Raw genomic sequence first — 12,195 nt, 5'->3', positions numbered from 1 at the left:
AAGCAGAATATCGGGAGTATTTTTTTAATGAGATGTTTGCTTGTTACTCGGCGGCTAATTTACGTGCTTTGACTTGCAAAACTCGGTTATGGCTCACGGCTAGCACTTCAAATTGCCAACCATGATAGTTGAGCATTTCACCGCTTTCAGGCACTCGGCCAACTTTCCAAGTTAAGAAACCATTGAGCGTTTGGAAACCTTCGCTTTCTTCACCATCTAATAAACCAAGCTCCAATCGATGCTTTAACTCATTGAGTGGAATCATTGCGTCCATAACCCAGCTATCATCGGCTTGTTTTTTTGCCCATAGATGCTGTGGCGCCATGCCAAGCTCGCCTGCAATCGCTTCCAGTAGATCATAGTGCGTGACTAGACCTTGCACATCGCCATACTCATCGACGATAAACGCCATCTCACCGTTTGTTTGCTGCATGTCGTTCAGCAGCGGCAACCCTTTGATGGATTCTGGTACATAACGTGGGCGGCGAACTTGTTTTGCGATAGCCGCGACAGATAGGTCTGTATATTGATCAAGCAGCACCTTGGAAGAAATAGTGCCAATGATCTTATCTAAACTGCCGTGACATACAGGCCAAACCGAGTGTTGAGTTTGACGAGCGCGTTTTAAAATCAGCTCGATTGGCTGAGTGACATCTAAGAACTCAATATCGCAACGCGGCGTCATTAAAGAGGTAGCCAAGCGATCGTTCAGGTGGAGTAGGTTTCGGATCATCTGCTGCTCTTGTGGTTCTATGGCACCCGACTCAGAACCTTCGGTCATGATGGCGAATATGTCATCTTCAGTGACTTGATCACCGTCATCTTGCTTCTGGCGAAATAGTTTAAGCAAAGCATCGGTTGAGCTACTCAGCAACCATACGAATGGCGAGGCTACTTTAGCCAAACCGTAAATTGGATAGGCAACAATGACGGCAATACGCTCGGCGTTGCTTTGAGCAAACCGTTTTGGTACCAGTTCGCCCACCACAATGGCGAAGTAAGTAATGGTGACAACAACACTCATAGTTGCAAATACATTGGCAATGTCTGCCGATAAGCCTTGAGCAATGAGCCATTGTGAGAAAGGCGCGGAAAGCGCAGCTTCACCAAAGATACCGCTAAGAATACCAATGGCCGTAATGCCGATTTGTATCGTAGAAAGAAATTGAGTGGGATTGTTTTTGAGATCGAGTGCGATAGCCGCAGAGGATTGAGTTTCAGCTAGTTTTTTTAGTCGGTTTGACTTCGCTGTTACAAGGGCAATTTCTGACATGGCAAATAGACCATTTAAACAGATAAGACCAAACAGCAATAAGACGTCCATATAGATTTCCGGAGATAAACACTCCCATAGAATAGTGATCTCTTTGGTGAATAAACGTGACCTGAAACGGGAAAATCGCAGTTAACGATCAGATGTTTCTTTGGTCACGATTAATTTGTTTTATCAGTGCTGTGGGGTGCCGATTAAGGCGCGATTTTAAGGTGTAACTCGCCATTAAAATGTTCGCGTGTTTCAATAGCATTTCTGTCTACATCACCTTGCAATGTGTAGAGTAAATCTTGAGCAAACTGGACATCGTCAAAGTGCCAAGAATGGGACCAATTACCACCAGCAACGCTGTTATCTTCGTCCAGCTGCTTCCAATGTCTGTCAACACGCACGTTGACTAAATTGTCTGGCGCGTCGTCGGCTAAACCTACTCGCCCGACTCTTGGGGCCGTCCCGAGACGTTTGATATTCGACACTTTAAGCGCACTATCGTGTGGATTTTGGTAATTGGTGATACGTACAGAGTGCTCAAATAGTGCCTGTGACTTGCAATCACTTTGGCTAGTGGATTTACGGGCGATGTCGCCACCAATGAAGGCTACTTGACTGACGTTCCATTTAATTCGCTGCAAGCTACGGGAGTGGTTCGCTTCATAAAAGGCTTCTCGAATCACGTACGCGCCAGTTGAATGACCAAGCAAGTGAACATCAATATCACATTTGTTTTTATCTTGTTCTAGCTGCGCTTTGGCTAAAATCGCGATGCCATCTTTAACCAATTTAATGGCTGTGGTTTTGGCGTCACTTCGGTCTTCAAGGTAATTGAGAGTGGCGTTAGCACTTGGCCAGTCAAAACTAACAATAACCCCTTGATAGCCAACTTGCTTCAATCGCTTTTGCAATAAATTGTGGCGGCGCATGATGTCGTCTATCGAGTTGTTGTAGCCATGGACAAAGATCAGAATGTCACCAATGGTGTAGCCTGAGACAGGCGATTTAGCTTGCTCTACATGCATGCCAATCGTCGCACGATCCAACAACCTCTTTACCCATTCTGTACGGGTTAGCTTATGACGTTCAGGGTGTGGATACTCACTATCAGGGACATCAAGATAACGGGTTGAGCCGGGCTCACTACCAAATTCTGCGCCTTCTCCCTGTCCTTTTACATTGCGAACACAAATGACGAAATTACTGTGAGAGTTGTTCATAGCCACACCTTAGTTGTTGGTTGTATGTCGACTCAGTGTGGAAGAGTATGAACTCACTCATGTGTGCTAAAACTGGGAATTTAAGCAAACGAGATTTGTTTATTCTATTTGCATGTAAAGCGTGCGGTTATTCCTGTTTTGTCTTCTCAAAATAGGCCAGTAAAAAGTCGATCAAAGCGCGAACGGGAGGAGATAAGTGCTTCCTCGACGGATAGAGCAAATACATCTGTAGTGACATCAATTGCCACTCTGGCAGCACCTGATGAAGCTTCCCTTGTGCAATCCACTCATCAGCTAAATAGGTGGGTTGCATCGAAATCCCCAGGCTAGCTAATGAACCATGCAGCAAAACTGTGGCTTCATTGGCGGTGATATCACAGTTTACTTCGACTTCATGACGCTCTGTTTCGTTGGTCAGCTGCCAGATATGGCGACCAAAGTTTTTGTACCCCAAACAAGCATGTTCACGCAGATCGAGTGGAGAGAGGATTTCGTTGTTTTGATTTAAATAGTCAGGGGAGGCGACCAACTTTGAATAGCAAACCGCGAACGGGCGGCCAATCAAAGCTGGGTTTGGGTCATTGGTGGTCCTAATCGCCAAATCAATGCGTTCCGCCACCATATCGACTGCGCGATCTTGGGCGTCGATATCGACTTTTATGCCGGGGTATTGTTGGCGAAAATCTTGTAAGGCAGGCATGAGTTGAGAGAAGCCAAAAGACATACTGACAGACAACCGAACAAACCCGCTGATTGTTTGAGAGGGCATCGTGCTCTCTTCTATTTGCTGGGCCTGCGTTACCCAGCGCTGTAAATCGGGCAGTAACTGCTCACCCATACTGGTGAGAGAAACTTTACGTGTTGTGCGCTGCAGTAGTCTTGCACCAAGCCAACTTTCGGCGGCATCGACGTAGCGAGTCACCATAGGTCGTGACATTTCTAATCTATCTGCGGTGGCGGTAAAACTCTCAGTTTGTGCAACATCCAGCAGTACTTTTGCAGCGGTCAGTTTATCCATTACTTGCTCGATTTAAGAAATAATGATGCAAAGAATAGGCTCTATTTCGAAATAAAACCAGTGGCTAACATAAGTCTCGACAATAAAAGCCACCGGAAATAGGAAAGATTATGAAAGCCTTAACAACACTTGCTCTACTGCTTGCTACATCAAGCAGTGTCATGGCAAAAACAGACCTTAACTTTGAGGTTTACAACGCGGATGAGAACAGCTTCAACGTCACATCGACATTAGTAATTGGTGAGACGGAAACGTTATTGATTGATACGGGTTTTACCCGCGCTGATGCACTGCGTATTGCGGCGAAAGTACTTGATGCAGGTAAGCCGCTCAACACCATTTTTATCAGCCAAGCGGATCCTGATTATTATTTTGGTGCTTCTGAACTTCTCAAGATTTTCCCTGAAGCGAATGTCATCACCACGCCAGCGGTGCGCGATGCGATTGCGAAAAAACTAGAGAAAAAAGTGAGTTTTTGGGGGCCAAAAATGGGCTTGAATGCACCACAGAAGCCAAAGCTACCAAAGGCGGTTCACAGCAATGAAATTAAGGTTGATAACGAAATTATTCAGATCCGAGATGCTGATGGTGTATTGGCTCACCGACCATATCTATGGGTGCCAAGTGAAAAGGCCATTCTTGGTAACGTCGGTATTGTTCAAGGAATGCATGTTTGGATGGCGGATACTCAGTCAGACAAAGAAGTACAAGCTTGGCTGACTCAACTAGAAGAGATGCAAGCGCTAAAACCTAAATTAGTGGTACCTGGCCATATGATGGCAGATGGCAAATTGGATGTGAGCACTATTAACTTTACCCATACTTGGATAGAGCGCTTTGAAGAGGCGAAAAAAGAGAGCAATAACAGTGCGGAGCTGATCGAGACCATGGTAAAGCATTATCCAGAACTCGGTTCCGATTTTAGCTTAGAGCTAGGTGCGCAAGTTCACATGAAAGAAGCGAGCTGGTAAAAGCGCCTATCGTTTCCTCCCCATTTTAAGCGAATTTGTTTCCGCTAAGCCCGATTGAGTGCCCATTCAGTCGGGCTTTTTTATGGGTATTATTTGACGCAGTAGCCCTGCTTTTTCGACACTTTGGCAAAGTGTGTTTGAGTGTCTGGCTCGCTATGAATCAAATACGACAGGTCCGGAATTAATGCGTCGATGGATTGTGTGAGTCGAACTTGGAATTTGCTTGAGACTCTAGCTGGGCGACTTCTCGATCTAACTGAGCGATTTTCTCTGCCATTAAGCTGTGGCAATGATCGGCAAGGGCTCTTGCATCACTTAACTTGTAACCAGAGACATCAATGGGCTCAAGCATTTCAGTAATGACGATGCCGTTGTTAGCGCGATTTAGGTCAATCTTGTTGTGAGTTGTACTGGTACACATGGGAGTGATGGGCACGCCAGCTTCAATTGCCATTCGAAACGCCCCTGTCTTAAAAGGTAATAAGCCACGGCCTTTACTGCGTGTGCCTTCTGGGTAGACCCAAACTGACAAATCTCGCTGGTGGATAGCCTCAGCGACTTGCTTGATGGTGTCGCGCGCTTTGGACTTGTCTTCTCGGTTAATCAAAATATTACCGGTGATCCAATAGAGCAAACCAAAGAAAGGTACCCAGAGTAAATCTCGCTTACCTAGCGATACAGTGCGCGGCCTTAACATACCCGGGTCGGTCACGAAATCGAACACACTTTGGTGGTTCGAGATATAAACACTCTTGTTTGGTGTTGGTGCATTTTCTAAGCCGCGTTGAACTAGCGTGACACCTACGATTTTTTGCAATTGGTTAAACCAACGACAGAAGAAATAGACATGTTTAGGGTTTTTAGGGCTAAACAGACAGTAAATAAACGCAAATAGGGTAGTAATGATGACAAACAGCGCTGCCATGAAAAGACGAAGAACAGCAAGCACAACTCTCTCCTTATTCACTGCATCATGCAGAGATCGAACTGTTTAAGATTATTAGAGTTTTAATTCTATTTAACTAAATTGCAACAATTTTTCTGTTAGCTGTCGGTAAGAATCACTTTTGAAGCGCATTAGGATGAGATGAACTCGATGTGGCTTTATTCCTATGCGGTTGATTCGAATTTCTTCGTAATTTGCATAATCATCCTAATTCTTAACCCCCACTTTTAATGAGATTAATTCTTATTGACCGTTCACTGTTTACGTTTATTTGGTGATACTTAGTCTGCATATGGTGTTTTTACTCTATAAATTATTGTTGGTTTTATAGTTCTGTCTTATAGCTAATACGCTTGTGATTGGTCGAACTAATGACTAAACGAAGCACATAAATGAATAAAAATAGCTCAATAAGGAATCGAGCAGATGCACAATATCAATAATAAAACCAAGGGGTTATTCGCCCTTTCAGCAATAGTAGTGGCTATGGCAAATTTGCCAATGGTGAATGCTTCGCCATCAATGGGCTTTAGTGAGGCAGATTTGCCAACGAAGTACATTGTTAAGTTTAAAGAGGATGCACCCGTTCCGTTTACCCGCTCGGGTGAGCCGGCAATGGCGCCAAGTGAAGTGCGTGAAAACGTACTTCAGCAGGTCAAAGCGCGCCAAGTCGAAAAGTTAGGCGCGGCTCCAATCTACAGTGTCGAGATGGACGATGGTGAGTTATCCAGCTTGCGCAGCAATGCACAGGTGGAATACGTAGAAGTCGATCCACCTCGTTTTTTACTCAGTGAAACCACACCTTGGGGTTTCAATGCGGTCAACGCTCAGCTACTTAGTGATGCTAATGCGGGTAATCGAACCGTATGTATCATAGATTCCGGCTACGATTTGAGTCACAACGATCTTAGCGGTAACCGAGTGTCGGGCACCAACGATAGCGGTACTGGCTCTTGGAGTGCGCCGGGCAATAACAATGCCCACGGTACGCATGTTGCAGGTACGATTGCGGCGATTGCCAATACTGAAGGGGTTAAAGGCGTCATGCCCAATCAGAATGTGAATCTTCACATTGTTAAAGTTTTTAACGAGTCAGGTTGGGGATATTCTTCTAGCTTGGTCAAAGCGATTCAGACTTGTGCTGACAATGGCGCCGATGTGGTGAACATGAGTTTAGGTGGTAGCCAATCGAGCCGAACAGAAAGAAATGCTCTGCAATCTTTGTATGACCAAGGTGTGTTATTGATTGCCGCGGCGGGCAATGATGGGAATACCGCTCATAGTTACCCTGCCTCTTACGATGCAGTGATGTCAGTGGCAGCGGTCGATACCAATAGCGATCATGCTGCGTTCTCTCAGGCGACAGACCAAGTGGATATTGCAGCGCCGGGCGTGGCCGTTCTTTCTACTGTGACGGTTGGAGAGGGGGTATTGTCGGACATTACTATTAATGGTGTCAGCAGTTTTGCTCGTGGTGTCGTACCGCATAACCGTAAGAACAAAACATCAGGTAGCTATGTCTCTGATCCTATTGCAGGTAGCTTTACAGGAGCACTTGCTGAGTGTGATATTTCGTCGGGCGATTATGCTTGTGGCGATATGAGTGACAAGGTCTGTCTGACAGAGCGAATTGAAAACCAGCGTTCTGGTGTTCGACCTGAGATAAACCCTGTACAAGCTTGTTATGATGCCGGTGCTAAAGCTGCCATCGTTTACAGTAATGGTGCCCTGCCAGGTTTACAGAACCCATTCGTACTGGATGATAATGATCGCTATCGTTTGATCTCTGTGACTGTCGATCGCGAGTTCGGCCTAGAGCTTTCTGCGCAAGCGGGAACACCTGTAACGGTATCGACAACAACAGGTGAAGACTACGAATATTATAACGGTACATCAATGGCGACGCCTCATGTCGCAGGTGTTGCTAGCTTGGTGTGGAGTTACCACCCAACCTGTAGCGCGCAGCAAGTTCGTAATGCATTGACAGCAAGCGCAACAGATATTGATGTCGCTGGGCGTGACAATCGTACCGGTTATGGTTTAGTAAATGCTGACGCGGCTAAAACCTATTTGGATGCGGGTTGTAACGGGCCAGACGGTGGTCAAACCGACAATGTTCTAGAAAATGGTGTCACGAAAGGGCCGTTATCCGGTGCAAGTAAATCCACCGCGATTTTCACTTTTGATGTACCTGCCAGTGCCACTCAAGCAAGTTTTACGCTAGCGGGTGGTAGCGGTGATGCTGATATGTATGTGCGTTTTGAAGGTGAACCAACCTCTCGCCTTTATGACTGTCGTTCATGGGAAAGTGGCAACAATGAAAGTTGTACATTGGATGTGACGTCAGCAGGAACGTATCAAGTATTGATTGAGGGTTACTCTGCATTCTCTGGCGCAACATTAACTGCAACGCACGACGGTAGCGGCTCTGGCAGTCAACAGCCACTGAGCTACAGCAACAACAATGCGGTCGCGATTCCAGATAACAGTGCTGTTGGCGCAACAAGCGAGATCAATGTGTTACGTTCTGGCGATGCAGGTACGGTGACGATAGAAGTGGATATTAGTCACAGTTACATCGGTGATCTAGAGGTGACGTTGACCTCCCCAACCGGTGGCCAAGTGGTACTGCACAATAATAGCGGCGGTTCGGCGAACAATATCAACAAAGTGTATGAGGCGGATTTTTCCGGTTTTGAGTCAAAAGGTAACTGGGAACTTAAAGCGGTAGATAACGCTCGCCAAGATACAGGTACGGTCAACAGCTGGACTTTATCATTTCAATAAGGAGTGAATATGAAGAAGCAAACCTATATTTGCTTAGCCATAGTGGGCGCACTTGGCGCGGCTGTAATGAGTAGTCATGCGGACAATTCTGCTTTCCCTCCTATTGATGAAAGAGAGCAAGCCGCTGCTGATCAAATGCCACGGTTTTTCGTTAAATATTTTCCAGGTAAAGAGCAACAAGCTTTATCGCTTCTTCGTTCGCACCAGCTAGAAGTGGTCGATTCGCTAGAGGGCCAGCAGGTGTTTATCGTTTCTGGGCTCAAAGAACAAGTTGAGAAGCTTACTCAAAGTGAGCTTATCGATTATGTCGAGCCAGAGCCCGCACGCCGATTGTTGTCTCAGTAACAAATTAAAAAGTTTAGTGAATCATAATCTGAAAAACGCCCAGTTCTTGTTGGAACTGGGCGTTTATTTTTTTGATTGTTATAGGTTAGCGTCGGCTTTTATCTTTAGAGCTCTTTAGCCACCTCCCCCAAGGTATCAACAATCACATCAATATGTTCTTTTTCAATAATAAGTGGTGGCGACAAAGCAATGGTGTTACCCATACTGCGAACCATAACGCCTTTGTCGTAGCAGCGTTTAAGAATATCAAAACCGATCGGTTTACCATGAGATGCTTGGGCAAATTGAACGGCACCAATTAAGCCATAATTGCGAATATCAACGATAGAACCCGTGCCTCTCAGTGAATGAAGACCTTGCTCAAAATATTGGCCAATCTCGCCACTGGCACGATTAAGTAGACCTTCTCGTTCATAGATATCGAGTGTTGCTAAACCCGCGGCGCACGCAACTGGGTGGCCTGAATAGGTGTAACCGTGGAAGAATTCGACTGCACCTTCTGGCGCACTATTAACCACTGTATCGTAGATGTGTTCACTGGCAAATACGGCGCCTAGAGGGACTACGCCGCTGCTGATCCCTTTTGCGGAAGTGATAAGATCGGGAACTACATCAAACTCTTCCGCTGCAAATGCCGCTCCTAAACGGCCCCAGCCTGTGATTACTTCATCAAAGATCAACACCACATCGTGGCGAGTACAAATCTCACGCAGGCGACGCAAGTATCCCTTCGGCGGGAGGATAACACCGCCCGCTCCTGAGATAGGTTCAACAATTACCGCAGCGACGGAATCTGCGCCATGGAATTGAATCAAACGTTCCAGTTGCTCAGCTTTTTCAACACCTTGCTCGGGTAATCCTTGGCTAAAGGCATTGCGCTCAATATCGAGTGTATGGTCAAGGTGATCGGTTTGCAGTAGTGGTCCAAATCCTTTGCGATTTGGTGTTAGGCCACCAACAGAAATTCCGCCGAAGTTCACGCCGTGGTAGCCAAGCTCGCGGCCAATCAATTTGAACTTACCGGTATTGCCTTTTGCTTGTTGATAAGCCAAGGCGATTTTAAGTGCGCTTTCTACCGCTTCAGAGCCCGAGTTCGTAAAAAAGACTTTGTTAAGCCCGGGTGGCGTGTATTTAACCAGTCGCTCAGCGAACTCAAAACCGATGTCGTGACCAAAATTAAATGGAGAGCTGTAATCGAGCTCAGCGACTTGTTTCGCCATTGCTTCGCCGATTTCTTTACGGCCGTGGCCAGCGTTAACGCACCAAAGACCGGCGGTCGCATCCAGCAATTGGACATTTTTATCGGAGTAGCAATACATGCCTTCGGCGCGATTAATAATACGAGGGTTAGCCTTGAAATCGCGGTTTGCGGTAAAAGGCATCCAAAAGGCATCGTAACTGACTTTTCTTTCCATGATCGACAAGCTCTGCGGTTGTTAATGTTGCGAGAATGTTATCCATGGAGTTGGCTGCGTAAAATCATCCCGAATAAATATAAAGGTTTATCGCTATCAAACTTTCATTGGGTAGCGATTTCTAAACTATCCATCTTGAGCTTCTTTAATGCTGATCGCGCAGCGTGCCTTGCAAAAAGCTGACGAACGCTTTAGCGGCGGTAGAAAGGTAGTGGCTTGATTTCCAACCAATACCTAACTGGAGAGGAATCGGAGGATTAAATGGGATCGCTTTGAGCTCTGGTTCATCGGCAACCAAAATTGGTAAGCAGGTGCCAATACCAATCTGCCGGCGAACCATCGATTTGAGCAACTCGGGAAGGTTGGTTTCAAAGTGAATATTAGGCTGAACTTTATACTGCTGACAGTAGCTGTTGACGGTTTCTCGCAGGAAATAACCATTTTTGAACAAGACGAGCGGTTGTTGGCACAACTCTTCTAGGCTAATGCTCTCTCGTTTGGCAAACGGATGATTGATAGGAACGCAGGCAGCGATTTGATCTTCTGCTAACAGGGTATGGCGGATTTGTTCATGCTCGCGATCACCGCGAATCAATGCTAAATCGAGCTCACCGTTTACCAACATTTGGCCGAGTGTGGCTGTTCCTGCTTCATGAATATTGATCTGAATGCCAGGGTAGGCTTTTTTAAATTGCTCAAGCGCATCAGGTAGATAATAAGAGGCGAGCATAGCGGGTGCGCCGAAGTTAATCACGCCACTGGTAAGCCCTTTAAGTTCTTGTAACTCTTTTTCAGCTTGTTCGACGTCTTCCAAAATGATTTTTGTATGGCGCAGCAAAACTTGGCCTTCAGCTGTCAGGCTCATTTGTCTTTCTGTTCGGTTGATCAATTTCAGCTCTAGTTGCTGTTCCAGCTTTTTAATACTGGTGCTTAACGCGGATTGAGCAATACCAAGTTGGTCGGCAGCTTTGGTGAAATTGCCGGTTTTTGCCAATTGGTTGAAATAGTAGAGACGTTTTAAATCCATTTCTCTCGCCATCTATTTTGTATATGGAAACTATATCTACCATATATTGTTAATATAATCTCGCTGTCGTTATAGTTTTGTTAACTCGAGGTGTGGGAGACAATTAATGCTCAAGGTTGAACTTCTGTACCCATCAAAACAATAAAACATAACGTGAATAAGTCGCTTAGCGGCTCAGCCAAAAGGATGTGAAACAATGAATATCGCGACGGTATTTAATCAAAACGTACAAGAACGCAGTGGCTTTACTATCTCGCTCCACCCAGAAAGCCCGCGCCTACAAGTGGTGACATTGGCAAAGTCGACTCTGGATGCGTTCGTTGATCTTATCCAAGATTACAGTTTGCAATCGCTCGAATATAAACCGTTTCTCCGTTACGCGGTGGCGGATGCTCTCGATAAAGTATGTGATTATCAACTAGGTAAATTCTTAGTGGAAACAATGGAAGACAGAGAAACCGGTGCCTTTCTGCTAGAGCCAGATGCGGACGCAAAAGCGGCTTTTGAAGACAGCGACGAACAGCGCGATTTCTTTGTGATTCTCTCTACCGCGATCTCTCACCTGATCGGTATTCCTAACTTTGATGCGATGTATGGTAAGTACTATGCTCGTTTTACCGTTAAAAATGATGACAACAGTGACAGTTACCTGCGCCAAGCTCATCGCCGAATGGAACTGCATAATGACGGCACTTATGTGAACGAGCGTACTGATTTTGTATTGATGATGAAGATGGATGAAAAGAACATGCAAATGGGCGACTCATTGCTATTGCATGTGGATGATTGGGGCGATCTGGAGCGTTTTTATCATCATCCAATGGCGAAGCAAGATATCGTTTGGGGTGCGCCACCAAGTAAGAACGTCGGATATACCATCGAGCATCCAGTTTTCTTCGAAGAAGATAAAAATGGCAAACCTCACATGCTGTTTATTGACCAGTTTGCTCAGCCACAAAATATGCAGCAAGGGTTGTATTTACATCAGATGAGCGAGTCACTGGAAAGTGATGAGAGCTGTTTTAATGTACGTGTGAACGTTGGCAGTATGCTGGTGGTTCAAAATCACTGCTGGCTTCACGGCCGTGACAAGTTTGTTGCCGATCCAGGTCTAAAGCGTGAACTTCTTCGTCAACGTGGTCACTTTACGCGTTAATTTTCAGTGCCTAAACCTATTTAATCTACCGTTAAGCGACTTGATC

At 45.7% G+C, this 12,195-nt stretch carries 10 protein-coding genes; 4 read left to right on the top strand and 6 right to left on the bottom strand.

From position 1 onward, the window contains the following. Nucleotides 1–43 precede the first annotated feature (43 nt). The 3 genes from GVO60_RS11050 to GVO60_RS11040 all read right to left on the bottom strand — a co-directional run bounded on the left by GVO60_RS11050 (nucleotide 44) and on the right by GVO60_RS11040 (nucleotide 3,502). Nucleotides 44–1,324 carry a hemolysin family protein gene (locus tag GVO60_RS11050; RefSeq protein WP_159653894.1) on the bottom strand — a complete coding sequence of 427 codons (1,281 nt, stop codon included), beginning with the start codon at nucleotides 1,322–1,324 and terminating at the stop codon, nucleotides 44–46. A 143-nt stretch (nucleotides 1,325–1,467) separates the two neighbouring features. Next, the gene (locus GVO60_RS11045) at nucleotides 1,468–2,484 is read right to left on the bottom strand and encodes an alpha/beta hydrolase (RefSeq protein WP_159653892.1); all 1,017 of its coding nucleotides are present in this window, start codon (nucleotides 2,482–2,484) and stop codon (nucleotides 1,468–1,470) included. Between the two features lie 127 nt (nucleotides 2,485–2,611). Further along, entirely contained in the window at nucleotides 2,612–3,502 is an 891-nt protein-coding gene (locus GVO60_RS11040) for a LysR family transcriptional regulator (RefSeq protein ID WP_159653890.1), read from the bottom strand. A 110-nt stretch (nucleotides 3,503–3,612) separates the two neighbouring features. Between GVO60_RS11040 and GVO60_RS11035 the strand changes: the two genes are divergently transcribed. Then, nucleotides 3,613–4,473, top strand: coding sequence for an MBL fold metallo-hydrolase (locus GVO60_RS11035; protein WP_159653888.1), 861 nt, complete (start codon nucleotides 3,613–3,615; stop codon nucleotides 4,471–4,473). A 181-nt stretch (nucleotides 4,474–4,654) separates the two neighbouring features. On the opposite strand, the gene GVO60_RS11030 is transcribed toward GVO60_RS11035, so the two are convergent. After that, on the bottom strand, nucleotides 4,655–5,422 hold the full coding sequence (locus GVO60_RS11030) for a 1-acylglycerol-3-phosphate O-acyltransferase (protein WP_159653886.1): 768 nt from the start codon (nucleotides 5,420–5,422) through the stop codon (nucleotides 4,655–4,657). Between the two features lie 423 nt (nucleotides 5,423–5,845). On the opposite strand from GVO60_RS11030, the gene GVO60_RS11025 reads away from it, so the two are divergent. Together GVO60_RS11025 and GVO60_RS11020 are read left to right on the top strand one after the other, a co-directional pair. Continuing rightward, nucleotides 5,846–8,206 carry a S8 family serine peptidase gene (locus GVO60_RS11025; protein ID WP_159653884.1) on the top strand — a complete coding sequence of 787 codons (2,361 nt, stop codon included), beginning with the start codon at nucleotides 5,846–5,848 and terminating at the stop codon, nucleotides 8,204–8,206. A 9-nt stretch (nucleotides 8,207–8,215) separates the two neighbouring features. Continuing rightward, nucleotides 8,216–8,551 (top strand): ATPase, encoded by a 336-nt coding sequence (locus tag GVO60_RS11020; RefSeq protein WP_159653882.1) that lies wholly within the window; start codon nucleotides 8,216–8,218, stop codon nucleotides 8,549–8,551. Between the two features lie 104 nt (nucleotides 8,552–8,655). Here GVO60_RS11020 and aptA read toward each other — a convergent pair whose 3' ends face one another. Further along, nucleotides 8,656–9,966, bottom strand: a complete 1,311-nt coding sequence (gene aptA, locus GVO60_RS11015) for an omega-aminotransferase AptA (RefSeq protein WP_159653880.1) — start codon at nucleotides 9,964–9,966, stop codon at nucleotides 8,656–8,658. A 145-nt stretch (nucleotides 9,967–10,111) separates the two neighbouring features. Then, entirely contained in the window at nucleotides 10,112–10,993 is an 882-nt protein-coding gene (locus GVO60_RS11010; protein WP_159653878.1) for a LysR family transcriptional regulator, read from the bottom strand. A 196-nt stretch (nucleotides 10,994–11,189) separates the two neighbouring features. Here GVO60_RS11010 and glaH point away from each other — a divergent pair, with 196 nt between their 5' ends. Next, nucleotides 11,190–12,149, top strand: a complete 960-nt coding sequence (gene glaH / locus GVO60_RS11005) for a glutarate dioxygenase GlaH (protein WP_159653876.1) — start codon at nucleotides 11,190–11,192, stop codon at nucleotides 12,147–12,149. Nucleotides 12,150–12,195 lie beyond the last annotated feature (46 nt).

It is taken from the genome of Vibrio atypicus (assembly GCF_009811315.1).
In the GTDB taxonomy this organism is placed as follows: Bacteria; Pseudomonadota; Gammaproteobacteria; order Enterobacterales; family Vibrionaceae; genus Vibrio; species Vibrio atypicus.
Note: the sequence above shows the minus strand (reverse complement) of the source record. Positions and strands in the feature narration are given on the sequence as shown.